This is a genomic window from Mycobacterium arosiense ATCC BAA-1401 = DSM 45069 (assembly GCF_002086125.1).
Taxonomy (GTDB): Bacteria; Actinomycetota; Actinomycetes; order Mycobacteriales; family Mycobacteriaceae; genus Mycobacterium; species Mycobacterium arosiense.
On the sequence record NZ_MVHG01000048.1, the window covers coordinates 1 to 24,277 of the forward strand.

At 61.0% G+C, this 24,277-nt stretch carries 26 protein-coding genes; 7 read left to right on the top strand and 19 right to left on the bottom strand.

Features of this window, described 5'->3' with window-relative positions; all coding sequences use genetic code 11:
- A partial coding sequence (locus tag BST14_RS17600) for an integrase core domain-containing protein (RefSeq protein WP_142279452.1) occupies nucleotides 1-461 on the top strand: 461 nt, incomplete at its 5' end.
- Nucleotides 462-509: 48 nt separating this feature from the next.
- Here BST14_RS17600 and BST14_RS17605 read toward each other — a convergent pair.
- Nucleotides 510-1,676 carry a cytochrome P450 gene (locus tag BST14_RS17605; protein WP_158085883.1) on the bottom strand — a complete coding sequence of 389 codons (1,167 nt, stop codon included), beginning with the start codon at nucleotides 1,674-1,676 and terminating at the stop codon, nucleotides 510-512.
- Between the two features lie 493 nt (nucleotides 1,677-2,169).
- Between BST14_RS17605 and BST14_RS17610 the strand changes: the two genes are divergently transcribed.
- The gene (locus BST14_RS17610; RefSeq protein WP_211280747.1) at nucleotides 2,170-2,919 is read left to right on the top strand and encodes an SDR family oxidoreductase; all 750 of its coding nucleotides are present in this window, start codon (nucleotides 2,170-2,172) and stop codon (nucleotides 2,917-2,919) included.
- Between the two features lie 18 nt (nucleotides 2,920-2,937).
- Here BST14_RS17610 and BST14_RS17615 read toward each other — a convergent pair whose 3' ends face one another.
- The 16 genes from BST14_RS17615 to BST14_RS17685 all read right to left on the bottom strand — a co-directional run bounded on the left by BST14_RS17615 (nucleotide 2,938) and on the right by BST14_RS17685 (nucleotide 17,925).
- Complete coding sequence (locus BST14_RS17615; RefSeq protein WP_083065677.1) at nucleotides 2,938-3,213, bottom strand: cytochrome C oxidase subunit IV family protein; 276 nt, start codon at nucleotides 3,211-3,213, stop codon at nucleotides 2,938-2,940.
- Between the two features lie 4 nt (nucleotides 3,214-3,217).
- The gene (locus tag BST14_RS17620) at nucleotides 3,218-3,700 is read right to left on the bottom strand and encodes a cytochrome c oxidase subunit 3 (protein ID WP_245845474.1); all 483 of its coding nucleotides are present in this window, start codon (nucleotides 3,698-3,700) and stop codon (nucleotides 3,218-3,220) included.
- 182 nt (nucleotides 3,701-3,882) lie between these two features.
- The gene (locus BST14_RS31070) at nucleotides 3,883-4,308 is read right to left on the bottom strand and encodes a hypothetical protein (RefSeq protein WP_245845476.1); all 426 of its coding nucleotides are present in this window, start codon (nucleotides 4,306-4,308) and stop codon (nucleotides 3,883-3,885) included.
- Between the two features lie 871 nt (nucleotides 4,309-5,179).
- A complete protein-coding gene (locus BST14_RS17630; RefSeq protein ID WP_083065680.1) occupies nucleotides 5,180-6,337 on the bottom strand; it encodes an LLM class flavin-dependent oxidoreductase in 1,158 nt (385 codons plus the stop codon).
- A 366-nt stretch (nucleotides 6,338-6,703) separates the two neighbouring features.
- Nucleotides 6,704-7,375, bottom strand: coding sequence for a nitroreductase family protein (locus BST14_RS17635; RefSeq protein ID WP_083065681.1), 672 nt, complete (start codon nucleotides 7,373-7,375; stop codon nucleotides 6,704-6,706).
- The gene (locus BST14_RS17640; protein ID WP_158085884.1) at nucleotides 7,372-8,193 is read right to left on the bottom strand and encodes an SDR family NAD(P)-dependent oxidoreductase; all 822 of its coding nucleotides are present in this window, start codon (nucleotides 8,191-8,193) and stop codon (nucleotides 7,372-7,374) included. The genes BST14_RS17635 and BST14_RS17640 overlap by 4 nt, the downstream gene beginning before the upstream one ends.
- 67 nt (nucleotides 8,194-8,260) lie before the next feature.
- The gene (locus BST14_RS17645) at nucleotides 8,261-8,818 is read right to left on the bottom strand and encodes a Dabb family protein (RefSeq protein WP_245845479.1); all 558 of its coding nucleotides are present in this window, start codon (nucleotides 8,816-8,818) and stop codon (nucleotides 8,261-8,263) included.
- Complete coding sequence (locus BST14_RS30095) at nucleotides 8,815-9,111, bottom strand: hypothetical protein (protein WP_158085885.1); 297 nt, start codon at nucleotides 9,109-9,111, stop codon at nucleotides 8,815-8,817. The genes BST14_RS17645 and BST14_RS30095 overlap by 4 nt, the downstream gene beginning before the upstream one ends.
- 14 nt (nucleotides 9,112-9,125) lie before the next feature.
- Nucleotides 9,126-10,343, bottom strand: a complete 1,218-nt coding sequence (locus BST14_RS17650) for a serine hydrolase domain-containing protein (RefSeq protein WP_083065684.1) — start codon at nucleotides 10,341-10,343, stop codon at nucleotides 9,126-9,128.
- A 281-nt stretch (nucleotides 10,344-10,624) separates the two neighbouring features.
- Nucleotides 10,625-11,437 (bottom strand): SDR family NAD(P)-dependent oxidoreductase, encoded by an 813-nt coding sequence (locus BST14_RS17655; protein ID WP_083065685.1) that lies wholly within the window; start codon nucleotides 11,435-11,437, stop codon nucleotides 10,625-10,627.
- An 11-nt stretch (nucleotides 11,438-11,448) separates the two neighbouring features.
- Complete coding sequence (locus tag BST14_RS17660) at nucleotides 11,449-11,844, bottom strand: nuclear transport factor 2 family protein (protein ID WP_083065686.1); 396 nt, start codon at nucleotides 11,842-11,844, stop codon at nucleotides 11,449-11,451.
- 10 nt (nucleotides 11,845-11,854) lie between these two features.
- Entirely contained in the window at nucleotides 11,855-12,619 is a 765-nt protein-coding gene (locus BST14_RS17665) for a glucose 1-dehydrogenase (protein ID WP_083065687.1), read from the bottom strand.
- A complete protein-coding gene (locus tag BST14_RS17670; protein ID WP_083065688.1) occupies nucleotides 12,616-14,424 on the bottom strand; it encodes a flavin-containing monooxygenase in 1,809 nt (602 codons plus the stop codon). Before BST14_RS17670 ends, BST14_RS17665 begins: the two co-directional genes overlap by 4 nt.
- Nucleotides 14,425-15,093: 669 nt before the next feature.
- Nucleotides 15,094-15,435 (bottom strand): DUF4286 family protein, encoded by a 342-nt coding sequence (locus BST14_RS17675; protein WP_142279454.1) that lies wholly within the window; start codon nucleotides 15,433-15,435, stop codon nucleotides 15,094-15,096.
- Nucleotides 15,436-15,464: 29 nt separating this feature from the next.
- On the bottom strand, nucleotides 15,465-17,075 hold the full coding sequence (locus tag BST14_RS17680) for a class I adenylate-forming enzyme family protein (RefSeq protein WP_142279455.1): 1,611 nt from the start codon (nucleotides 17,073-17,075) through the stop codon (nucleotides 15,465-15,467).
- Nucleotides 17,068-17,925 (bottom strand): enoyl-CoA hydratase-related protein, encoded by an 858-nt coding sequence (locus BST14_RS17685; RefSeq protein ID WP_083065690.1) that lies wholly within the window; start codon nucleotides 17,923-17,925, stop codon nucleotides 17,068-17,070. The genes BST14_RS17680 and BST14_RS17685 overlap by 8 nt, the downstream gene beginning before the upstream one ends.
- 146 nt (nucleotides 17,926-18,071) lie before the next feature.
- Here BST14_RS17685 and BST14_RS17690 point away from each other — a divergent pair, with 146 nt between their 5' ends.
- The 3 genes from BST14_RS17690 (at nucleotide 18,072) to BST14_RS17700 (ending at nucleotide 21,370) form a co-directional block, all read left to right on the top strand.
- Complete coding sequence (locus BST14_RS17690; protein ID WP_083065691.1) at nucleotides 18,072-19,547, top strand: aldehyde dehydrogenase; 1,476 nt, start codon at nucleotides 18,072-18,074, stop codon at nucleotides 19,545-19,547.
- Between the two features lie 42 nt (nucleotides 19,548-19,589).
- On the top strand, nucleotides 19,590-20,324 hold the full coding sequence (locus BST14_RS17695; protein ID WP_158085886.1) for a TetR/AcrR family transcriptional regulator: 735 nt from the start codon (nucleotides 19,590-19,592) through the stop codon (nucleotides 20,322-20,324).
- Nucleotides 20,325-20,461: 137 nt separating this feature from the next.
- A complete protein-coding gene (locus BST14_RS17700) occupies nucleotides 20,462-21,370 on the top strand; it encodes a molybdopterin dinucleotide binding domain-containing protein (protein ID WP_281252811.1) in 909 nt (302 codons plus the stop codon).
- Nucleotides 21,371-21,422: 52 nt separating this feature from the next.
- Here BST14_RS17700 and BST14_RS17705 read toward each other — a convergent pair whose 3' ends face one another.
- Entirely contained in the window at nucleotides 21,423-22,595 is a 1,173-nt protein-coding gene (locus tag BST14_RS17705) for a cytochrome P450 (RefSeq protein WP_083065694.1), read from the bottom strand.
- Nucleotides 22,596-22,721: 126 nt separating this feature from the next.
- Here BST14_RS17705 and BST14_RS17710 point away from each other — a divergent pair, with 126 nt between their 5' ends.
- Nucleotides 22,722-23,201 (top strand): hypothetical protein, encoded by a 480-nt coding sequence (locus BST14_RS17710; RefSeq protein ID WP_083065695.1) that lies wholly within the window; start codon nucleotides 22,722-22,724, stop codon nucleotides 23,199-23,201.
- A gap of 9 nt (nucleotides 23,202-23,210) precedes the next feature.
- On the top strand, nucleotides 23,211-23,585 hold the full coding sequence (locus BST14_RS17715; protein ID WP_083065696.1) for a hypothetical protein: 375 nt from the start codon (nucleotides 23,211-23,213) through the stop codon (nucleotides 23,583-23,585).
- Between the two features lie 20 nt (nucleotides 23,586-23,605).
- Here BST14_RS17715 and BST14_RS17720 read toward each other — a convergent pair whose 3' ends face one another.
- Nucleotides 23,606-24,241 carry a hypothetical protein gene (locus BST14_RS17720; RefSeq protein WP_245845485.1) on the bottom strand — a complete coding sequence of 212 codons (636 nt, stop codon included), beginning with the start codon at nucleotides 24,239-24,241 and terminating at the stop codon, nucleotides 23,606-23,608.
- Nucleotides 24,242-24,277: the final 36 nt, after the last annotated feature.

Here is a 24,277-nt window from a genome sequence, read left to right on the forward strand (position 1 = left end):
ACTTCCAGTTCGACGTCACCACCGACGGGCGGCCGATCAAAATCGTCTCCATCGTCGACGAACACACCCGCGAATGCCTTGGTGGGATGGTCGAGCGCAGTATCACCGGCGAGCACCTGATCGCCGAGCTCGACCGTCTGGCCGGCCAGCGCGGTACTTATCCGACGGTGCTGCGGTGTGACAACGGTCCCGAATTAGCCTGCAGCGCAATGGCCGACTGGGCCGCCGGACTGGTCGGCCTGCACTTCATCCCACCCGGCGAGCCGTGGCGAAACGGCTACGTCGAATCCTTCAACTCCCGCATCCGCGACGAGTGCTTGAACATCAACAGCTTCTGGTCACTAGCCCAGGCCCGGGTGGTCATCAGCGACTGGAAACACGACTACAACCACCACCGCCGGCACTCATCACTGGGCTACCAGCCCCCAGCCCGCTACGCTGCCACCTGTACCCACCAATGAACGACTCTCGTTCGCCGTGGACCAGTTCACGGGGTCCGGTCAGCGACACTATTCGGCGATGATTGACAGCTCCTCGAGACCCCGGATGAAGAAGCCTTCCCGCCACCGAAGTTCCGTGGTTGTCACCCGGTATTCCGGCGCCCTGCGAAGGACGCCCATCAACGCGTGCCGTGCCTCAAGGCGAGCGACGGCCGCTCCCAGGCAGAAGTGCACGCCCGATCCGAACGCAAGATGCGGGTTGACACTGCGACCAAGCTCAAGTCGGTTGGGATCGTTGAATACGCGCTCATCACGATTTGCGCATCCAATTAGCAAGACGATGCGATCCTCGGCAGCAAGCCGTCTGCCGCCGAACTCCGTGTCATCGACTACCGCTCGCAGCATCGCCTGGGGCGGGCCGACGAGACGAAATAGCTCCTCCACAGCCGTCGGCATCAGCCCTGGGTCGTCGACAACGCGCTTCCGCTCTTTTGGTTCCTCGGACAGTGCGAGTAGGGCATTACCGATGTAGTTCGTCATCGTTTCCATGCCGCCGAATAGTAAGTGGACGCAGTTCGAAAGCAACTCGCTCTCGTTGAGTTCGCCTCCCGCATTAGCCTCGATAAAGTTAGTTATGAGGTCGTCTGCCGGCGCCTTTCGGCGCAGCTCGATCATATCGGCGAAGTAGTTTCGCAGGGCTTGCCCTGCGACAACTGCCCGATCGGCCTGTTCGGGGCTAGCCACCATCGAGTTTCCTGCCACCAGATCGTCCGCCCAACTTGTGAACATCGCTCTATCGCTCACCGGCACGCCCATCATCGCGGTGATAACCGCGCCGGGCAGGGGGGCGGCGAAATCTGCAATGACGTCGAACTCCTGTCCATCCTCGAGTGGTTTAAGCATCTCGTCAACCAACTCGATCACCCGCGCCTCGAGTTCAGCTACCGCGCGTACTGTGAATGCGCTTCGCACCGGTGCACGCAGGCGCGCGTGGTCAGGCGGGTCGGCACTCGACATGCCATCGACGATGAACGCTGAAGCCGCTCTGCCGATGTCGGCATTCGCTCTCGCTGAGAACAGCTTCGGTTCCCTAAGCGCCTGTATGTTCTCCGCATGCTGGGTCGCCATCCACATTCCAAGTAGTTCGTTCCATACGATAGGGCCCTCATCGCGAAGAGCCTGGTAGACCGCTGCGAGATCGGTCTGGACTTCTGGAGCGAAGAGGTTGACATCCACGTGTTCTCCTAGACGGCCGCTAGCGGTGTAAGTGCTCACTACTATATCAACACGTGGCGGGCACCGGCATGCCGGGGGCATTTTCGGCGGGACATGCACCCGGGTCTGGGGGTCGCATGCCATCGGCAGTTCGTGGCGGCCGGCCCCGACACGTCTGGCGGTAGGTGGACAAGACGGCATAAAAATGGTACCTATAGATGTGAGCACTCACTATATTGCGTCCGCACATCGCCGCATCGTAGATGCGAGTAAGACTGTGAGGCGTATTAGGTGCAGCTCGGCGTAGAGGAACACGCGATTTGTGCAAGCTCTCGAGCATGCCGATGTCTCGATGATCGTCGCGATGCCAAGCTCCGAGCCCAGGAGGAACCAAGGCAACACGCTCGTGCAGAACGCACCACTCCCCGCGTGGATCAACGAGGGAGCCAGTCGGGATTCTTGGTCGTGGGTGTCCCGCATTACGTCGAGGAAAGGCAGCCCAATCGTGGCCAGAATGGTTGACAAGATCGCGGTGATCACCGGGGGCACAACCGGAATCGGCTTCGCAACCGCACGCCGGTTCATCGATGAAGGGGCGACCGTAGTCGTCACTGGCCAAGATGCCGAACGGGTAAGGGCTGCAGGCCAGCGACTAGGAACCAACGCGCGCGCAATGACCACCGACGTCCGGTCAATCGCGGCTCTGAGAGCTACGTTTGCCGACATCGGACGGGACCTCGGACGGATCGACGTCCTCTTCGCAAATGCCGGAATCTCACGGCCGCGTCCGCTCGAAGCAGTAACCGAGACGGATTTCGACGAACAGATTGCTGTGAATCTAAGAGGCACCTTCTTCACAGTGCAAGCGGCCGTCCCGTACCTCGAAGCGGGCGCTAGCGTGATATTGAACTCATCGATCAACGCTCGGGTGGGCTGGCGTGAAATGTCCGTCTACGCCGCGTCCAAGGCTGCCGTCCGTTCACTCGCTCGTTCCTTCGCAACAGAAATGGCAGAGAGAGGTATTCGCGTCAACTCGATCAGCCCAGGTCCGGTCGATACGCCCATGATGACGAAGCTGCAAGAGTCAAGTCGTGACCCAAAGGCCCTGGCAAGGGTGGTTTCTGACATGAAGTCACAGTTGACAATTGGGCGCGTCTGTACCGCTGACGAAATCGCCGCTGTCGTCCTCTTTCTCGCGAGTTCTGATTCGTCGTACATGCTTGGTGCTGATGTTGTCGTCGACGGCGGGATAGTCGGAACCTGAGCACCAGCCTCTGCGGTATCAAGCGAGGAAATATACCGAGGCAAGCGTTGCGAACAGCGCGGTACAGAAGCCCTCAAACTGTAGCCGGAGCCATACCGGGGCATCGCGCACTTCCATGAAGTAGAGACCTACCAGTCTCACTTTGAACACTGTGACGACGATGATCGCCAGACTGGCAAACGTGTGATGGCCACTGCTGAAGTCGTGACGTCCACCGAGTGCCCACGACAGTACGGTCAGCCCAGTGAGAACAAGCCACACGGGCGTTGCGGACCGCAAGACCAGTGCACGCATCTTGTCACCGCACCAGGAACAGCAACGGAAATATAACGATCCACAGAAGATCCACCATATGCCAGAAGCAGGCGCCCCCTTCGATCAATCTGCGATGGTGCGAAGCCGCCATAGATGAGCCTGTCACCTTCCAGAGAACGGTAAGTGCAGCGAGACCAAGGATGAGATGCCCTAGGTGTATCCCCGTGAGCACGAAGTAGTACATGTAGAAGTCATTGGTGCCGGGTGTGATTCCGGACGCCAACTTTTCGTGGTATTCGTAGGCCTTGATGATTATGAAGATTGCGCCACAGACCATTGCTCCGGACAGAAGAGGACGGGCGACATATCGGATCTCGGCGCGGCGCGACGCTTCGGTGGCTAGAGCTACGAGGAGGGAACTGGCCAGCAAGACAAGCGTATTCGCGGCGCCAAGGGACTGGTTGAGCGTCGCTTGAGATACAGCGAACAGCCCGGGGTGTTGACCGCGGGCCTGCAGATACAGCACGAAAAGTATTGTGAACGCGGTCAGGTCACCGAAGAGCAGGATCCACAGGCCTGGTTCGCCGGGCACATGAGGTGGGCGGCGGCGCCCGCGCCGTCGGACCCGGTCGTATCGCATGGATCCAGCGATTGCGGTATCCGCCCATATGGGAGCAGATCTGGCCTGCCTGATTACTAAGGCCATCTTTAGGCACTCGCCCCGACATGAACCGCTTCGTCGCGTTCCTGTTGAGCAATGGCGCGAAAGAGAAGGATGAACAGTGCTGCGGCCCAAGCGCCAAATAGGATAAAAGGCATCCAAAACACGACCAGTCCGTTCCAGGCGAAGGGTCCACTGCGAGTTAAGAAGGCAATGGGTGCGACCTCAATCATCACAGTAACCCACGCCGAAAAGTACCCAAACCACCTTGGGAACGGAGAGTGCACCACCGAGTTGGGGGTCAGGCAGATTACCGCCACCCCAACCCACATGAAGGCGAAATACTGGACCGTTGTTATGTAGCTGAGAACGCCCAGCTCGTGCATAACAGATGTGATCTCAGGTGCGCGTGAAGGGGTGAAAGCCGCTACCCCCCAGAAGATCGGCGGTAATACCGCGAAGATTGATGTCATCGCTCCGCTGCTGCAGCATACGACCGACCACAACGGTCTACCGTTCTCGTGCCTGTAGATTTGAACCGCAATGACTACCGCCAATGGAACGAAGAAACCAGCAACCCACGAGGAAATGCAGGCCCCAACTCTTATCTCTACGCTGTGCTCAGCGTAGAAGTCAGCCACCTGCGTCGCTGTCCACGTGGCGGACGGCGGCGGAAACATATGAAACAAGAACCGCAGGTCAGCTACCCAAACAAGCGCTCCGACCAGTCCCCAGCAGAGCAGTACTCGTTGTGTGCGCGTAGACATTTCTTCTCCGTGTTTACGATGTCGCCGTGGACAATGTCGGACGTGGATGATCGATGTGGCCTGCGATCGCAGCGTGACCAAGTTGCTTACATTCCTGGTGCGTACGCCCGAGACAATTGAGTTTCAACCAAACGGGCGTAGTTGCATATCGTTCAACCTCCCGATCATGCCGACTGAATCACTTGACCGCATTACCGCGCGGGTGCCAAGTGCACTGGCTCTCCAATAGTAAGTACTAACTATGCTAGCAGACGGGTCCGTCATTGGGTCAATTGTTGGCGGAGACTTCGCGATCCGGTAGATCACGTCGACTTCTGAAATACCTTGGTATGCACTGCTGCACCGAGACGACCTCACCCGCTGTGCAGCGTGGCCCCAAATTCCAAAGTCGGTCCTGCACATGGCACGAGGCAGTCTGGTCACGTTCACTTGGCCACCGCGACGCAACCCTCCCCCGCGACCGAAATACTCGTTACATGATCGTTGCGCTGCCGCTCAGTGAAAGAGTCGATGAACGGTCAGGCCCACTCTTCTTGTGGGCGGCCGAGCTCGGTTACAAGAAGAGTAGGCCTCTTTTTCACGAGGTCTTGGGGACCATGCGCTTGAGTAGTCTGGTGAGCTTGTATTGCTCGGCGAGGGATCGGGCGATGGCCCCCGTACCGCCCGAACCCTCGCCGCCCATCAGTGCCAAGTTTGTGACAACCATGTGGGAGACACCGTTATCGACGAATTCAGCCAACTGTTCCGCAACGCTTTCCGCCGATCCACAGGGCACCAGTGTTTGGATGATTTTCGGGGTGATCTGCCGCCGCAACTCCGCCCACTGGCTTCCCTCGAAGACCGCGGGGTCCAGATCGCCGGTGCCGGACTGACTATCTCCGAGAGGATGAGGAAGGCCCACGGCTGACCACGCCGCGGCCGGCATTGCGAGCGGCACCATCTGAACGAAGGCTGATGAGCACGCGCGATCCAATTCCTCAGTCGTCTTCCCGAGAACGGTCATCACAAACAAACTACGGTCGATGGCGTTCGGATTCCGCCCAGCGGCGTCCGCCGCTGCCATAGTCCGGTCAGCGGCAGCTCGCCACAATTTGAACTGTCCGGTGTAACTTATCCACCCGTCTCCCCACCGGCCAGCGACCTCGCACGCTCTCGGCCCTTCGGCGGCGACCCAGATCGGCGGTGTCGACCCGCGGTATGGCCCCAGGAAGGCCGCGTTGTCCCACTGGTGGAATGGGCCGCTGTGCGTCACTTGTCCACCTCCCGATGACCATGCCGCCCGGATGGCGCTAACCGTGTCCTCGAGCCGGGCGACCGGACGGGTAAATGACTGGCCCAGAGGGTCGAGGTTCATCCTTTCCCCGGCCCCGATGCCGAGAATCACTCTTCCTCCCGACGTGTGGTGCAAGCTCAACCAGGCGCGAGCGAGATCTGCGGCCGACCGGCGGAACGGATCAGTCACGCTGACTCCCATCGGCTTGCGCCACGATCGCCCGTGGCGTGCGATGAGCACCGTGGGATCGAACCACGCGTGAAGGCTAGGAACGAAACGCGCCATCGGTACTGTTCTCGGGTCCCACAGCGAATCCGGGATAGCGTGGGCGACATGATCTCCGAACCAGAAACTGTCCGCACCCAGCACGCGGCCGAGCTGCATTTGAACAGTCACCGCCTTTAGCGGCGCTAGGGTCTCGACGTACCAACCGACCTTAAGTCGTGGCTTCTGATTGCTCACAATTCTGTCCTTCCGCGTGTTGTCTTGCGAAGCGATGTTGGTATCCAGGATCGAATCGCATGCATTATCGGGCTGTCCGGAGTAAGGGCCTCTACCGCTGTGCCGTTGCCTACGAACCGCGAATTGCCGGTACGAGCGCGCGGGAGGACAGCGACAGCCCTCCGGTCCCTGCTCCCGGCAGAGCGACACACGAACCACCGCCCGAAATACAAACCAGCGAGTATTGGCTGGAGTGGATCGCCGGCAACGGCTACTGGCGTTCTTGTTCTGGGCGGTAGGAAGCTCTCAATAAATCTGCGCGACAATATCTTTGATCGCGAAGTGCCCAGCGGGGCCTCCTGCCAATTCACGACTTCCTTTGGGGGTTTAGGGTTGGTCACGATGTGACCGGACGTCATCGTATGTGGTAACAGGCGGTGGCAACGGACGACCGTTCAGACGCGCCACCGCATCAACCGGGTTACGGGCCGGCCGCGCGAAGCGGCCTTTTGGGTAGCCGAGCGGGATGCAGGCCACCAGCGTCACGTCCTCGCCGATGCCCACAACGTTTCGCACGTCGTCGTGCGCGGCCAGCAAAAGGGTCGTGAGTGTGGCGCCCAGGCCGCGGGCACGCGCGGCGAGCATGAGGTTCTGAACAGATGGAAGAATGCTCGCATACCATGTTGTCAGTGAAACGTGATTGGCGCCGCGGCCGGGGAAGTCCGTCGCACCAGCGAATACGACCGCTGGCACGTTCCGAAAGTGCGCAATCATGTATTCGCAAGATTTGAGCAACATTTCGGGGAGCTCCCCACTCAGATGTCGGACGCGTTCGTAGATCTGACTCCACAAGCCACCTACCGCGGCAATCGTGTCACGATCAGTGACGGCGTAGAACCGCCAGTTCTGCTTGGAATGGCCCGACGGACCCATCGTCGCGGCCTCAATAATCTCCGAAAGTAGTTCCGGATCAACCCGATCCGCGCGTAGCCGACGCATAGCTCGCGTAGTGTAGATTGCCTCTTCGAGCGACATTCCCGACTGGGCGCCAGTGCTCATCGCGCGGATCCTCCGAACAGGGTTGGTTGAACATCCGTGAAACTGTGGACACTGAGGATGGGCCGTTGGTCGTCTTCGGATTCCGGATTGTCAACAGTAACAACCTGTCCGGCGTATTCGTTATCCGTCATAATGTGAAGGATGGCTTCGGCAACTTGATCTGCTGTCAGCAATCGTAAGCGGGCCAGCCCGGCGCCGAGCCAAGCTGCCGGACCCTCTTCGCCGGTTTCGTGGAGCATCGGCGTATCAACAACGCCCGGGCATACTGCGTTTACACGAATTCCCTCGCGGTGCAACCTTCGACAGGAGCGTGACAGCATAATGACCCCCGCCTTGGTAGCTACGTATACGGCGTCGTCCGGCGATGGGATAAATCCGCCGATGGAGGCCGTATTCACGATCGCACCGCCCCCGCGCCGCCTCATCGCGGCGACGCCGAGTTGGGTGCCGTACACCACTCCGCCCAGGTTCACCCGTATCATGGTTTCAGCGCGCGCCAAAGGCGTATCGGGCCATGTAGGCGGACCACCCACGAGTCCGGCGTTGTTGAGCACCAGGTCAATACCACCGTACTCGCGCTCCACCGCAGCGAAGGCGTCAGCCAAGGCCTCTGGATCGCCGACATCGCATGTGATTGGGAGCGCTTGCGCGCCGCCATCGACGACAAGACGCATTGTCTCCTGGCTCGACTCGCTATCGATGTCTAGAACGGCGACCGCGCGGATCCCGGCTCGCGCCATAGCGCATGCCGACGCCCGCCCAATCCCGCTGCCTCCCCCGGTAATCAAAGCAACTTTGCCGTCAAGCGATTCGACCATCATTACTCCTGTCATCGATCCGCGGAATCATTAGGTGCGCAACATCACTTGAGCCTCGACATAACCGCTAGCGGAGCACGGGTCCTGGTGCTTCGTATAGCCATTGCGCTAGGCGGCGATCGACGATGGCATCGGGCATCTCGGGATCGAACCACCGGTCGACTCCGGCCCAGTGGTACGGGTGCATTGCATAGTCACCATTGAGGTCGTCGAGTGACGCAAATTCTTGCTCCCAGATGTGCGTCCAAAAAGAGGGCGAGACACTTTGGTCGACGCGGCTGAGCGCCCAACTATGGATCGTGCGGACCAATCGAGGCATCGCCGCGAGTTCAGCTTCAAACCGTTGAGTAATCACGTCGGGCGTATTGGCGTGTACCCGAAACAGAAATGCGCGCTTGATCCGTGCGCCGGTGAACGGGACAAGCGCACCGAACAGCGGTGCTACTGCTACGGCTTCGAGCGTCTCAACACCATCAACACCGGGCTCAGGAAGAACCAAGGATGCGACATCCCACGTCACGTCTCCTGCTCGTAGACTGCCCTTGAGGTTGCGGCCTGCCGAACCGGGCAGAAGGTCGAGATCAGCCGCGCTCGTGGCTTGCAATTGAACTATCCAGCGACTCACTGCGCCACCCCCACAACCCGATAACGTTCGACCGCCAACGCATCCGTGTCCGCCCACCACGCTGCGACCGATTCATCTCTCGCTGCCGCGAAGCGCATCGCCCAGAACGTGGCCGAGTCCGGGAGCTCCCAACGCAAAGTCACCTCGATGTGATCGGGGCCAACATAGGCCCACCAACTGTCGGCGAGTCGCATGCCACGTTCAGCCGCACCGGGGGCGTACTCGGCGCGCATCCGGTCGACCCATTCCGTTGCATTGTCGGCAGGCAGCACTACCCGGTCGATCACAGCCACCGCACGCGCGCGATTCATCCCGCTTTAGCCGCGCTCGGGCGCACCCAGAATCCGGGTTCACACGTCGGGGACCCCAGTGTCTGATAAGTGGCGTCGATCAGAGATTGGCTGCGCGCGTTGAGCCCGGTGCCGAAACCGTGGCGAATCGTTGTGTAACCAAAAGCCATCCGGCACGACGGATCTGCGAAGCCGATCTGACCGCCCATCCCCGGTGTGCCAAAGGCGTCCTCGCCGATGATCACGCTGTAGCCATCGCCGAGCGACGGATTGGACCACGACTTCGAGAAACCCATGGTGTAGCTGGTCCGTGCACCGACGACGATGTCAAGGTCGCTGGCCGATTGAGCGGTGCGCATCCGGGCCAGCGATGTGGGGCTAACCAGTTGAACGCCGTGGGAGCCATCCCCGGCGAGGGGCGCATACATGCCGGCAAGGCCGCGACCGTTGGTGACGCCACCTGCGGCTGGCAGTTCGGCGGTATGGAATTCCGGCCGGTCAACGCCGCGAATCCAGCCGCCATCGTTGCTAAAGAGTTGTCCGACAAGGGATTTACGGTTCACAACCTGCTGGGCCACTCGAGCTGAGAGTTTGGACAAATCGACGAGTTCGGTGGTGGCGACCCTGGGCTCGAGGTCGGATGGCAGCCCGATCCAAAAATCGAGGTCCATGGGTTGCGCGACTTCGTCGGCGAAGAATGTGCCCACCGAGCGGCCGTCGATCCGTCGAACGAGTTCGCCGATCAAGTATCCCAGTGCGAAACAGTGGTAACCCTGTCTAGTGCCCGGGGCCCAAAACGGCGCGGTGTCTTCGAGTGCCTGCACGACCCGTGACCATTCGCACACTGCCCCGTCGGGAAGTTGCTCTTGCCAGTGGTATACGCCCGACTGGTGACTGAAGATTTGACGCACCAGAATCTGGTCTTTGCCGTTCTTTGCGAACTCCGGCCAATAGTCGGCGACCGGCTTGTCCGGGTTGAGTTGGCCGCGGTCGATAAGCATGTTTCCACAAAGCGCGGTAGCACCCTTGGTGGCCGAGCAGATCACTTGCACGGTGTCCCGGTCCCACGGTTTGCCGCTAACGGCATCCGCGACTCCACCCCACAGATCGACGACCATTTCACCGTCGACCATGACGCACAGCGAAGCGCCCAGTTCGTCACGCTCGGTAAAGTTGCGCTCGAACTCTTCTGAGACTCTGTCGAATCTGGTGTCGCACGATCCTTCGATAGCCATGTATCTTGCTCCTCTAGGTCAGATAGTCGCGGCATCGATGTAAGTAGCCGTTCAGGAGGCGGCGGGAGCAACACGCCCACAGTGAAACTTCGCATCACACTGCCTAACAGTGGGTTTGGCACCTGGTATGCAAGCGTGGCGCGCGAACAGAGGCGGTCGCATGCAGGCCGCGTGCCGGGTGCGCGCCAATGGTGGCTCTCGCGTGTGTCCCGACCCTCCAATGGCACGCCGACCCATACTTGAAGAGCGTCGGTTGACTCACTGGCGAGCGTCACGTTCGTTCAGTCGATTCCGATCAACGTGCCGATGCCCTCCCCTGGCGTCCCAAACGGCCCCATCGTGGAAGTCATCCCACCGTCGATGCACACCGTCGATGCGGTCATGAATGACGCCGCATCGCTGACGAGGAATGCAATGACCTCGGCTATTTCACTAGCGCATCCCACTCGTCCACTTGGGCTGGTGGGCCCCATGATCTTCGCCAGCATCTCTGGATCATCATGCAGGGGACCGAGAATCGGTGTGTCGATCGTTCCAGGACATACCGCGTTGACTCTGATGCCGTGCGGAGCGAGGTCGACAGCAGCGCTCTTCATCAGTCCTAGAACGCCGTGTTTGCTTGCACCATAGGCGGTGCCGGTCAGGGTTCCGAGAATTCCCATCGCCGACGATGTCAGTGTTATAGCCCCGCCTCCTGCTGCAGCGATCATGCGACCGCAGGACTGCAGCCCGTAGAACGCACCGCTGAGGTTGATCGAAATTGTCCGTTGCCACTCGATGGGCGAGATGTCGAGTAATGTGCCTACAGACGGCACTCCCGCATTGAGCACCGCGATGTGCACGGCTCCGTACCGCTCGACGGTGGCTTCGGCAATCCGCTCGTTCTGCTCCGGCGCGGAAACATCCACCTCGATTGAAAAAGCCTCACCACCATTCCTGGCAATTTCATCGGATGTCGCCTTAGCGCCGGCTTCGTTCAGGTCCGCGCAACAGACCTTGGCCCCTCGTTCGGCTAGCAGCGATGCGGTGGCTGCGCCAATTCCCGACGCTGCGCCCGTCACGATGGCAACCCGATTCTCAAGTGTTCGTGTCATATTGATCCTCCTCAGTTTCCGAAAGCCGCGGCGAGCGCCAATGGGTTGAAGTATTCCCGGTACAGCACGATATGGCCGCTTCGGGCACGGACGATCAACACATAGCGGTTCGCATAGTCGAGGTCGGTTTCCTTGAAAGTGCCGGTCGAGCGAAACTCGACGACAGCGACCTCCGGATCGGTAGTCTCACGGACCTCGATGTCGTGAAAATCGAGCTTCGCGAAAACCTGGCTAGCACTGAGAAACGCGGCGATGGCTGCCTTGCCCTCGAAGCGGTCAGCGAGACCAGGCGGCGCGAGCGGTATTTCGAGCACCGCATCGTCGGCCAACAATTCGACGGCGGCATCGATGTCAAGCACATGCAGTGCGTCGAGCCAACGCCGGGCTAATATTTGCGCTTCGGACATATCTGTCTCCTCATTGGTGCCCGGTAGGGAAAAGGGTGGCAGTCATGCCGCCGTCCGCAACAAACTCAGCACCGGTGCAGTAGCTACTTTCGTCCGAAGCCAAAAACAGTGCGAGGCGGGCTATCTCCTCGGGTTCAGCGAGGCGATGCATTGGGATCAATGGTTCAACCGTCTTGACCATCGGTGTACCACCGATCTGCTCGACCATCGGCGTAAGGACTCCACCGGGGTGAATCGAGTTCACCCGAATGCCGAGCGTTGCCAGTTCCAAGGCCGCCACCTTCGTCATCCCCCGCACGGCGAACTTGCTCGCCGTGTAAGCGACAGCACCGGGCGAACCCGCAAGCCCTTCAACCGAGGAGATGTTAATGATCGACGCACGTCTCGACCGAGTCATCGCCGGGATGCCGGCACGCATTCCCAGAAAGACACCAATTTGGTTCACTGACACGATCCGCATGTACTCCTCTGGCGTCGTGTCAACGATCGGCGCCAAGTACGCCAGTCCAGCATTGTTGACAAGCACATCGAGGCCGCCGAATGCACTGACGGCTTCCTGTACTCCACGCGCCCAGGAACTTTCGGCGGTTACGTCGAGGTGGACGTAGCGCGCTGCGGATCCGAGTTCCTTGGCGAGCACCTCGCCTTCGGCATCGAGCACATCCGCGAGGACCACCTTTGCGTCGTGCTCCACGAACAACCGGGCCTCGGCTGCTCCCATCCCCCGGGCTCCGCCGGTGATCAGTGCGACCTTGCCGTCTAACCGCCCACTCATCGGATCGTCAATCCCTCGAACTCGCCTTCTTCCCGCCATCGCTTCAGTAGCGCGAAGAACGCAACCGATCCTTCGCCATACTGGCCCGCCAGCAGGCTATGGCCTCCCCTTGGTGAACCCTCCTGATTGAAGTACCCGGGAGTGCATTCGAGCAGAAAGTCCTCGTTGAGCACCTGCAGCCGATCGATCGTCGCGACCCATTCGGCCTCGGCTTCGGGAGTCGTCTCGACATACTCCGCCCCCTCTTTCTGAAGGTGAGCGACGATGTGGCCAACGTGGTTGGTTTGCTCGTCCAGCATGTGCGGAAAGTTGATTGTCAACCCGGTCTGCGTGATCCCGAGGAAGAACATGTTGGGGAAGCCGTGGGTGTGAAAACCGTGGAAGGTCGAGAATCCGTCCGCCCACTTCTCCGAAAGTCGCACCCCGTCGCGGCCTACGACGTCCATCCGAGCTCGCTTGAGGGGCGAGGTACCGACCTCGAATCCGGTCGCGAAGATAACGCAGTCGAGTGCGTACTCCTTATCGCCGACAACGACACCGTTCTCGGTGAAGCGTTCGACACCGCGCCCATCCGTGTCGACAAGAGTTACGTTCGGCCGGTTGAACGTGGGCAGGTAATCGTCGCTGAAACACGGCCGCTTACAGAACATCCGGTAGTAGGGCTTCAGCGCCTCGGCGGTCGAGGAGTCCTCTACGGTCTCGTCGATGCGCGACCGCAACTCCTCCATCTTCTGGAAGTCCGCAAGCTCGACGGCAGCGGCGACTTCTGCCATATCGACATCTACGCCGGGCATACCGGCGAAGAACCCACCGACCTTGCGCATGATGTCCGTCCACCCGTCGCCAACGAGGTCGACCGGCTGCGGCAGACCAGACACGAGGCAATTGAAGTTGGCCATGCGCTCGCGCTGCCACCCCGGCTGCAGACTGGCCGCAAAGTTCGGGTCGGTGCGCACATTGTTCCGCTCGCTGATTGACGAGGGGGTGCGCTGGAATATGTAAAGATGCTGTGCGGACTCGGCGAGGGACGGCACGATCTGTATCGCCGTCGCACCGGTGCCGATGACTCCGACCCGCTTGTCGCCGAGGCGGTGATGACCGCCCTTTGCTGTCCCGCCTGTGTAGCCGTAATCCCAACGGCTGGTATGGAAGGTGTGGCCTCGGTACTGCGAAATACCCGGCACACCCGGCAGTTTCGGTCGGTTCAGCGGCCCGCCCGACATCACGACGAAACGGGCACGAATAGCGTCACCGCGATCGGTGGTGACCAGCCACCGTCCGTCCGCCTCGACCCAACGAATTTCCGACACTTCGGTCTGGAAGCACGAATGCTCATAAAGGTTGTAATGCCGCGCGACCAACTGAAGGTAGGCCAAGATCTCCTCTCCGGTCGCATACTTCTCTGAGGGGATGTAGCCGGTCTCCTCCAGCAGAGGCAGATAGATGTAGGATTCGGTGTCGCAGCGTGCACCCGGATAGCGATTCCAGTACCAAGTGCCGCCAAAGTCGCCGGCCTTGTCGATCACACGGATCCTGTCCAGCCCGGCCTCCCGAAATCTCGCACCCGCCAGCAGGCCGCCGATGCCAGCGCCCACAATCACAGCATCGACCTCGTCGGTCAGCGCGTCTCGGGTGAAACCCGGAGCGACATATGGATCGTCGACGTAGTGCGAGAACTCACCCGTCGGTTCGACGAATTGCCCGATGCCCTCGGGCCGAATTCGCTTGTCACGCTCGGCGCGATAGCGCGCACGCAACTCGTCCGGATCAAAGCCAAGCTGGTCAACATCGACCGTCAAAGCCATTTTGCCTCTTCCTGATTGCCGTACTGACTGCGACCGAACCATTATGTCGTGATTTGACGATAGCAAGTACTAACTCCAACCGTCAAGGCATGGCTCTGCGACAGCTGTAGGCCTACGTCTGAGCTGACAAATCCGCTGCGCGACTTCGGCGTCAACCTCTCGTCAGGCGTCGCTCATTACATGGATGTGTCCTGGTCTTCGCGGGCGAGAAGACAGGTAAACGTCGCGCGAGGGTATATGCGAATCAGCGCTTAGCCTTCTTCATCCTTGGCCAGGCCCGCGCTCTGATTGATTCGTCGGGTCAGAACCGGACTCGGGATATCTGACCGTCCGCAATCGTCGGGTGACTATGAGAACTGTGGCCAGCATTGCGCAATTGCGTGATGGTGCGCGCGCTCGATTTCTTGCTTGCCGACCGCGCGCACCTATTGAAATAACGGTAGCTGTAAGGGATTTGATCCGACCAGGGGCACCAGGGATGCACAACCGACCGAGGAACCTGCGGTATGAAGGCCCTAGGTCCTTCCGGCAGACTTCATTTACCTTCTAGTTCCCAGCCCGACTCGGAATGTGGAGGCACGGCCCTGGACATATTGCGACGCCGGGCCGGCGCAGGCTCCGAACGCCGCACAGGTCCGGGCCTGCCGCCTAACCGTAGTCGCCGACCGCTCAAGCGCGTGTGACGCGTGGGGTGATCTCCTCCCACAGCGCTGCCGACGCGTTCCTTAAATCGCAGGAGTCGCTTAGGTGCATGTCCTTCGCACCCTCCAACATGGCGTCGAGTAGGCCCTGCGGGTCCTCGGTGTCGGCCTCATAGACAGACACGTACCGGTGGGGCGGCGCCTCAACACCTTTGGCCTGTGCCGCCGATACCCGGTAACGGGAGGCAGCCACAAATCCGTCGACGGCCAGCACCTCGGGGAGGTGGGTTTCGTCGTACCACTTGTTGTACTCGGCGTCGCGCTCCGGGCTGACGGGGTTTGTATAGACGATCAGCACCGCTTTGGGCATGGTGGGAACCTTCCGTGTTGTGTTGGTTTTCAATCTATGTCGGCATGGGCGACCGGTTCGGGCTCCGGCCAACGTTCAGCAACGACCTCGCGCTTGATGACCTTGCCCGACGCAGTTCGCGGAAGATCGGTGTGGGAGATCGACCAACGGGATGGGACTTCGAAATAGGCCAGCCCCTCCTTGGCGAAGTTCGCCAAGTCGGGTTCTTCGGCCACAGCATTAGTACGTAACACCACTGCGGCCGCGACTTCCTCGCCGAGTTCAACATGTGGCAGGCCGACGACCGCGACATCCAGAACGGCCGGATGCATCCGCAACCGGGATTCGACACGATGAGCTGCGATGTTCTCGCCGCCGCGTATTACTATGTCCTTGCCTCTGCCGGACAGATAGAGAAAGCCGTCGGCGTCGATACGGCCCAGGTCACCGGTTCTCAACCACCGGTCGGCCGAGATCGTTGCCGGTTCTAGCTCATTCCAGTAGCCAAGCATCACATTAGGCCCGCGGACCACGACCTCCCCGATACCTTCGGAGTCCGGTTGTGAAATTGCCACTTCGACCGTCGGCAGCGGTCTACCCACCGAACCGGGGTGATCCCTCAGTTGCGGCCCGGCGCCGACGGCCACCGCGCCGGCCGCCTCGGTTAATCCGTAGGACACGACCTTCCCTCGGCGCACATCCGGAAAGCAGTCCGAGACGCGGTCCCATAACCCATGCGGTACGGGACCGGCTCCCATCGCCAGAGACCGCAGCGCCAACCCGTTTGCCGAAAAGTCGGGGTTCTCCTGCATCGCATCGAGCGTGCGTGACACCATCGTCGGAACAGCCGACCAGACAGTGACATTCGCGTCGCGCAACAGCCTCAGCACCTCGTTCGGGTCGAAACGCCCGGGCAGAAACGCCATCGTGGTGCCGGCGAACAACGCCATCAGGAGTTGCTGAATCGCACCGACATGGAACAAGGGAACTGTTACCAGTGACGTCCGCGCCGGCTGAGTGTCTGCGCTCCTCACCTGCCCGGAATTGACCAGTGAGGCATGCGTTGCCGCGATCAGGTTTCGATGGGTCAACACGGCACCCTTTGGGGTTCCGGTCGTACCGGATGTGAAGACGATGACTGCGGGGTCGTCCTCGTCACCCGCGACCAGCTGGCCAATCATGCCCTCGTCGGCAGTCATCGACAGTTCGTCGAAGAGAGCCGTCCGTACCCCGGCGGGCACAAACGGCAGGCGGCGCTCGTCGACAACTACCAGCCGAGGGTCTAGCGTGCCGATGACCTCGGCGACCGTGTCCGCGTTCCACCAGGCGTTGCCGGTGCACACCACCCAGTCTTCACGCACACACGTCCAGAACATGACGATCCACTCAATGGAGTTTGCACCGAGCAACAGCACCCGATCGCCACGAGCGAGCCCGTAGCGCGACCTCATTTGCCCCGCGAAGGTCGCTGTCGCCGAGCGCAACTGGTCGAACGTCAGGCTCCGGCCGCCTTGGACGATGTGGGGCCGATCACCGAACCGGCCGGCACTGGTAAGAAGATCGCCCAGCGAACGCGGACGATGTTCGAACACTTGACACGGTGCGCCCAGCACCTGCTCGGTGATGATCCGGGTGCCCCATGCCGGAGTGGATTCAGGCATCCTCGCCGCCAGTGGCGGGCACGGTTGCACCCTGTTCCCGGTAGTCGCCGAACGATTTGTCGCGATCCGATAGCCCGTTACGAACACCCCTGTCCCTCAACGCTTTCATGTACTCGCGCGATGACCGCTGATGGAATCCGAGCGCGTTGAGCTCCGTGCATGCGCGCATCCCTTCGCGGATGCCTGCAGCTTCCATGGATCTGTGGCAGGCGCGCTTGTTGAGCGCCAGGATGTCATTAGGCACCTTGCTCATCCTCTCGGCGATGTTCAAGACAGCCGCCTCGAGCTCGTCGGCGGGAAAGCTCCGCGTGGCGAATCCGAGCTCAGCGGCCTCGGTGCCGGAGAGCCAGTCCCCGGTGAGGAGCGCCTCCATTCCGCGCCGCATCCCGAGCAGCCACGGCTGCCAAACCATGTCTGGAGTTGACATCGAACGCACTGGTGGGTATCCGACTTTCGCGTCATCGGCGATATAGACGATGTCGCACGCCGCTGCCAATTCCGAACCGCCGGCCAAACACCACCCGTGTACCTGGGCCACCACCGGGGTGGCGAGGTCCCATAACTCGAACCACCCGGCGACGACATGCCGGGGCCACCATCCGTCGACCGTCGCGCTGTGCCGCTCGACGGGACGGACCCATTTCTCCAAGTCGTATCCCGCCGAGAAGCAGGCACCGGCGCCGCGAATAATGATGACTGCGACGTCCTTCGACGCGTCGGCCGCACGGACCGCCTCAAAGAGCGCCAGCCGCAGATCGTCACTGAGCGCGTTGCGCTTACCGGGGCGGTTGAGCGTCAACCGACGCACTCGCGGCATCGGATTGTCAACGACGAGGACATCCTCTGACATGCGGTTGAACTCCTTCGGGCGCGGAGAGTTTGAACAAGGGCATGCGGCACTGGGCCTATGCACGTGAGCATTGGCAAATCAGTTCAAAGTGGTGAGTACTTACTATATACTAGGACGATCTACGAGATCCAGGAGGCGATCTAAACGTGAGGTTCGATTGCAGCGAACTCCTCATTGGCGGTGACTGGCGGAGCCAGGGATCGGAATGGCTCGATGTGGTTTCCCCATCAACCGAAGAACTGGTGACAAAGGTTCGCCACGCGGAGACTGCAGACATCGATGATGCGGTAATAGCAGCACGCACCGCGTTCGATCGCGGGCCGTGGCCACGAATGTCGCCGGAGGAACGCGCGGAGGTGATCCGCTCGGCGATTCAACTACTTGCCGCCCGACGGGACGAAATCGCCACACTGGTCACCCGCGAGATGGGTGCGCCGTACTCCGACACGGTAGGCCAGCAGATCCCGGGGGCCTTGGGAATGGCCAAAGCCTTCACCCGCTACTCGGCGGACATGTCGCGCGCGACTTCTCGCAACGGGCGGTTGGGTTGGGCGCTCATCGAACAAGAGCCCGTGGGCGTGGTCGGCGCGATTGTTGCCTGGAATGCCCCGTTCTACTTCAGCATTCTCAAGGTTATTCCGGCCCTGCTGGCCGGATGTACCGTCGTGCTCAAGCCAGCCGAGGAAACTCCGATCAGCGCGTTCCACCTTGGCGAGGCGCTCTATGCGGCCGGACTGCCCGCCGGGGCGCTCAGCATCGTGCCCGGCGACAGAGGCGTTGGAGCGCATTTGGTTTCACACCCAGGCGTCGATAAGGTGGCATTCACCGGCAGCACCGCAGCGGGGCGCGTAATCGGTGCGACCTGTGGGCAGATGCTGAAGCGCTCCAGCCTCGAATTGGGCGGGAAATCTGCTGCAATCGTCCTGGAGGACGCCGACCTCGCCGACACCACGCCATGGCTTTCTGCGGGTGCGTTCTACAACTCAGGTCAGGTCTGTGCCGCGCTCACCCGGGTGCTGGCGCCGAGAAGGCGTTACGACGAGGTCGTAGACAGCCTTGCGGCCGCCGCCACCAAGTTGCGCATCGGTGATCCGTTCAGCCCCGACACCGAGGTGGGCCCACTGGTGTCCGCGCGGCAACGCTACCGCGTCGAGGGATACCTCGAGATCGCCAAGCAGGAAGGCGCGATCGTGGCAGCCGGAGGCGGGCGGCCGTCCGGCCTAGACCGCGGTTACTACCTGGAGCCCACCGTGTTCGCCGGCGTTGACAACGACATGCGCATCGCTCGCGAAGAAATCTTTGGACCGGTCGCCGTCGTCATCCCCTACGAGGATGTCGACCAGGCCATCGCGATCGCGAACGACTCCCCGTACGGTCTGCACGGCGGCGTCTACACCAGCGACCCTGACGCCGGGGTGGCCGTCGCCCGGCGCATCGTCACCGGCTCGGTGTCGGTGAATTCGTTCACGCTCAATTCGGATGCTCCGTTCGGTGGCCGTAAGAGTTCGGGCTACGGCCGGGAATTCGGGCCGGAGGGAATCGCCGAGTATCTCGAGTACAAGACGATCAACGTGCCGGCAGTGGTGGGTGAGGCTGCGTACGGCGCTCACGCGGGCGTCTGAATCGAATATCCATCAAGACATTCGAACTGCCGAGGAGGTCTCGTGGCTAATGGCGGTCAGGTGAATGACTCGTCAGACGCCGTCAAGCCGAAGCGGCGAGCACCCGGCGAAGGGCGGCGGCTGCTGCTCGAGGCCGCGCGCGCATCATTCGAAGAATCCGGATACGCGCGCACAACGACGCGGATGATCGCCGAGCGCGCCGGCGTCGCGGAAGCGTTGTTGTTCCGCAACTTCGGCTCCAAGACGGCATTGTTCACCGAGGTTACCCTCGGACCGTTCCGCCAGTTCATCGACGAATGGCAATCCAAGCGAGCCAAAGACTGGCGCGTCGCCTCACCCGAGCAACTCGCCTCAGAACTGATCGGAACGTTCTACGACCTGTTCCGCAACAACCGCGGCCTGATGATCGCCTATATCGCCACCAGCGCGTTCGATCCCGATGTGGTCAGTTTGGAGAATGCACCGCTGTTCAGGGAGGCGATCGACACGCTTGCACGGTGGAGCGAGAAGTATTTCATCGAAGCCCGCTCCCTCGAACCGATCGATGTCTTGGTCGTCAACCGCGCCTTCGTCGGCATGCTGATGGCGATGGCGTTGTTCGAGGACTGGCTCATTCCATCAGACATCGGCAGAAGACCGCACCGTGATGAGATTACCGCGGAGTTGTCCCGGTTGATCCTCTACGGCGTGAACCGCCCCAGAAACGCCGCCGCGAAAGATCAGGGCTCGCCGCGGCCGCTGCACCGAACAACAGACAGTTTTCCCAAAACCGAATGATTTAAGGGAAATCGCGCCTGCTGGCCGTGGCACCCCCCTGACATGCGTGCTCCATATCCGTTGCTCACGTGTCTGAATTGCGACCGGGTTACGACCATTGTGGAAGTGGAGCGGCGCTGGAATAACTCGACGTTCATATCGCGGTCGACCTGTATGTCAACGAGACCAACGAGTACGCCGACTACGTGCTGCCGTGTGTAGGACAGTACGAGCGAGAGGACTTTCCACTCGCACCCGTCGCGAGCATGGTGCCGCCTGCGATCTGGGCCACCGACCAGGTGATCGCACCTCGCGGCGAAGCACGCATCGAGTTCGACATTCTCGACGAGATCGCCAGGCGCAGCGGTCGCGGCGGCGCCTACGCGGTCGCGCCGCTCCGGTGGCTGGCCAAAGCCAACATCCGGGTCAAGCCAAGGACACTCATCGACGTTCTCATCCGGACCAGCTCGGCCGGCGACTTGTACGGGTTGCGCCGAAACGGTGTTTCGTTCGGCAAGCTGTTATGCCGGTATCCGCATGGCAAAGCGCTGCGGCCCGATCTGTCGGTCGGCCGCCTCACCGATTTCCTACGGACACCGACGAAGAAGATTGCGTTGGCGCCCGCGGAACTGGTATCCGAACTTCGACGGCTCGACGCCACCGACGGGGCACCGGTAAACCTTCCGCTTCGTCTGCACGGCCTGCGCGAAGCCCGTTCACAGAACACCTGGATGCACAACGTACTTGCACCGAACCGCAAGACGTTCACGGCTTTCATGAATCCGCAAGGCGCGGCGAGCGCCGTTGTCCGCGACGGCTATTGGGTGAATGTGATATCGGCGAACGGCTCGCTGACCGTTGCTGTGACGCTCACCGACGACACGTCGCCCGGCAACTTCGCCATGCCGCACGGGTGGGGTCATGCCGGGGAGTGGCCGAAAGCCAACGAGTACGCCGGTGTTAACAGCAACATCCTGGCGAGTGCCGCGCCGGCCGACATCGAAGCACTGGCCGGCATGTCGATTCTCAGTGGGATACCGGTTCGGGTTGAGAAAGTCCGACCCTGATGCGCCACCGAGGTCGCCATTTACACGGGTGGCGGCTTCAACACGTTCCGCGTCAGTAGACCAGGTCGAGCTTTTCGACGGACCGGATGAAGAACCCGCCCCGGTAGGCCATTGGCTCCTCCGGGTTGGCCCGCCGGAAGCCGGGTGCGCGCTCCAGCAGGTGGCGCAATGCAACATTCACTTCAAGCCGGGCCAAGCTCGCGCCCAGGCAGTAGTGCGGGCCGAAGCTGAACCCGACATGCGGGTTCGGGTCGCGACCCAGGATCAATTGGTCTGCGCGCTGAAAGACGCTCTCATCGCGGTTCGCGCACCCGAGTAGCAGCAGTATCGGGTCGCCCTTCGAGACCTGGGAGCCCGAAATGTCGACGTCCTCTACGGCGGTGCGGAGATTCGCCTGAGGCGGCCCGCAAAACCGTAGGAATTCCTCAACCGCCGTCGGCATCAGCGTCTCCGTCTCGGCCTCCAGCCGAGCGTGCTGCTCGGGAAATTCTGTCAGAGCGAGCGCGGCGTTCACAATCAGATTGGTGGTCGTCTCGATACCGGCGAACAAGAAGAAGATGCAGGTCGCGACCAGCTCGCTGTCGGTGAGGGTGCCGTCGCTGTTCGCTTTGACCAGGCCGCTCACCAAATCCTCGCCCGGAGCGTTCCGACGCTCCGCGACGACGCCCGTGAAGTAGTCCCGCAGCGCCCATGTCGCAGCGACAGCGGCATCGGCCTCTTCAGGGGTAGCGGTGATGCCGTTCCCCAGCACCAACGCGTTCGCATATTCTCTGAACGCGTCCTCGTCGCCGCCGGCGACACCCATCATCTTCGAGATGACGCGCAGCGGCAGCGTATCGGCCATTGTCGTCAGCAGATCGAACGGCCTACCTTGTTCGATATCGGCGAGCAGTTCCTTGGCCAACGATTCGGTGAACGAATGCAGATCATTCACCGCCTTAGGCGTGAATGCGCGCTGCACGGTGTTGCGCAGCCGGGCGTGATCCGGCGGATCGGCAGCGGCCATACTCTCCGCCGCGAAGGCTTCGCCAACCCTGCCGATGTTCCCCATCGCCGCGCTGGAGAAGTGTGCGGGGTCTTTCAAGATAGCGCTAACCTGCGGATGAGTAGCCACCATCCAGAATCCGAACATGCCGTTCTTCACCGGACGTCCTGCGGCGCGGAGTTCATCGTACGTCGGGTACGGATCGGCGATGAATTCCGGGCTGAACACATTCAGGTCCATGCGGCCTCCTCGTTGTGAAGTTAGTGCATACTAGCGTGGCGCTGAGCGTGATCACAAGACGTGCACTACCGCCCTCGCGAAACCACCCCTTTGGAAAAAGTAAGCACTTACACATATACTCCTTGTATGACGAGCCCGGCGGCGGCGATAGCCAAACGTTGGATCGCTTCGGCGGTGTCGATTCTTGCCCTTGCTTCCGGCAGTCTGCTGCTAGCCCCAACCGCGAAATCCGATTCGGCGGATAGCTTCCGGGCCGCGGTGTCGGCCGTGCGCGCTGCATCGTCATGCGAACCCCTGCAGTACAACGCCATCGCCGACAAAGTCGCGGTGATCATCAATCGGTCACTCAGCGACTACCTCGACCACGTCGCTGACGATGTACCACTCGAAGACGCACTGCCGGGTCTGCACGATCTCGGTTACCGCGGCACCAAGGGCAAACTCCTGTCAGGACAGGCACCTGTCGATGGGAACTCGATCAAGGGCGCTGTCGTCCAAGGTTATAAAGACATCCCAGATTGCAGCTACACCGACTTCGGCGTCAACGTTTTGCGCAACGACCGAACCGGCAAGGTGCTAGCGGCGCTGGTCCTCGCCGGACCATAGGGTGCTGAGGTGTTGATGATGCGTGCTTTCATTTTGCCCGCCGCACTGGTCGCGGGCATTCCCTTCCTCGCGGTTACCCCAACCGCTCACGCCGCCGAAATGGTCACATACGAAGTCATTTCAAGTGAGATCGCAACCGCCGACGTAGAATACAACGATCTGTCCGGCCGAATCACACGCACGCAGGTTGCGCTGCCATGGCGCACCAATGCGACGGTGGGTAATCCGTTCACAAAAGATGCCGAGTTGCAGGCCCATTGGCAGTCAAAGCCGGCGTACTGGGTGACACTTCGCGTGTATTTCCGGGGCAGCCCACTGTGCCAGAAGATTCTGGATGAAGGCAACGGTACATGCTACGGGAGATGGTCGCACCGGCCGATATAAGCCGACCCGGGACCCGCCAGTCAGTAACTGCACACGTGCGAACGGTAGATTGTGCTGCCAAACCGCTTGGCCCGCAACACCGATGGTCCAGTAAACCAGTCCGGCTGGTGCGCTTTGATGCCATTGCTGATATTGGACAACTGCTGCCACAACCAATAGAAGGCTTCACCCTGGAAAATCGCAAAGTACTTGTCTCCTACCGGATTTTGTACCTGAGTGAGGCCTGAGACCCGCGGTCCAAGAAATTCGACTGAGCGATCGATGTTTCCGGCGACGATGTCGGCGTCGCGCTGCAGACCGCCGACGCTGTAGTCCCAATCGGTGCCAGAACCCGCCGAAATTCCCGGCCCGTCCGGGGCAATCCTTTTAAACTGGAAACTGTCGATCTGCCGGATCAACTCGTCCCACTGGGTGTTGAACCACTGGCACATGTCGCGTTCGGCGGTGATATCCGCGTCAGTGACGTTTTGCCTTAGCGTGTCGTACGGGAACGGGAACTTCGGCACCCAGTTCGACTGTTTGGGGCTGACGACCGGCAGTTCGCGAATCGACACCGGCGATGGATGAAGGGGCTCGACGGGATAGTCGACGTCGTCAGACGGGTCGGCGTGCGCGATCGGCCCCAGCGAACCGACCACCGCGGTCAAACCGACCATGCACATCGTCGCGACACCGCAACGGACATGACTCCC

What these genes read in the sequence shown, in the direction of transcription:
- BST14_RS17670 (WP_083065688.1), bottom strand. Translation starts at nt 14,424, where the DNA reads ATGGCTTTGACGGTCGATGTTGACCAGCTTGGCTTTGATCCGGACGAG.
- BST14_RS17635 (WP_083065681.1), bottom strand. Translation starts at nt 7,375, where the DNA reads ATGAGCACTGGCGCCCAGTCGGGAATGTCGCTCGAAGAGGCAATCTAC.
- BST14_RS17610 (WP_211280747.1), top strand. Translation starts at nt 2,170, where the DNA reads ATGGTTGACAAGATCGCGGTGATCACCGGGGGCACAACCGGAATCGGC.
- BST14_RS17665 (WP_083065687.1), bottom strand. Translation starts at nt 12,619, where the DNA reads ATGAGTGGGCGGTTAGACGGCAAGGTCGCACTGATCACCGGCGGAGCC.
- BST14_RS17710 (WP_083065695.1), top strand. Translation starts at nt 22,722, where the DNA reads ATGACGAGCCCGGCGGCGGCGATAGCCAAACGTTGGATCGCTTCGGCG.
- BST14_RS17705 (WP_083065694.1), bottom strand. Translation starts at nt 22,595, where the DNA reads ATGGACCTGAATGTGTTCAGCCCGGAATTCATCGCCGATCCGTACCCG.
- BST14_RS17675 (WP_142279454.1), bottom strand. Translation starts at nt 15,435, where the DNA reads ATGCCCAAAGCGGTGCTGATCGTCTATACAAACCCCGTCAGCCCGGAG.
- BST14_RS17640 (WP_158085884.1), bottom strand. Translation starts at nt 8,193, where the DNA reads ATGGTCGAATCGCTTGACGGCAAAGTTGCTTTGATTACCGGGGGAGGC.
- BST14_RS17680 (WP_142279455.1), bottom strand. Translation starts at nt 17,075, where the DNA reads ATGCCTGAATCCACTCCGGCATGGGGCACCCGGATCATCACCGAGCAG.
- BST14_RS17720 (WP_245845485.1), bottom strand. Translation starts at nt 24,241, where the DNA reads ATGGTCGGTTTGACCGCGGTGGTCGGTTCGCTGGGGCCGATCGCGCAC.
- BST14_RS17660 (WP_083065686.1), bottom strand. Translation starts at nt 11,844, where the DNA reads ATGTCCGAAGCGCAAATATTAGCCCGGCGTTGGCTCGACGCACTGCAT.
- BST14_RS17615 (WP_083065677.1), bottom strand. Translation starts at nt 3,213, where the DNA reads ATGCGTGCACTGGTCTTGCGGTCCGCAACGCCCGTGTGGCTTGTTCTC.
- BST14_RS17650 (WP_083065684.1), bottom strand. Translation starts at nt 10,343, where the DNA reads ATGGCTATCGAAGGATCGTGCGACACCAGATTCGACAGAGTCTCAGAA.
- BST14_RS17655 (WP_083065685.1), bottom strand. Translation starts at nt 11,437, where the DNA reads ATGACACGAACACTTGAGAATCGGGTTGCCATCGTGACGGGCGCAGCG.
- BST14_RS31070 (WP_245845476.1), bottom strand. Translation starts at nt 4,308, where the DNA reads ATGACATCAATCTTCGCGGTATTACCGCCGATCTTCTGGGGGGTAGCG.
- BST14_RS17685 (WP_083065690.1), bottom strand. Translation starts at nt 17,925, where the DNA reads ATGTCAGAGGATGTCCTCGTCGTTGACAATCCGATGCCGCGAGTGCGT.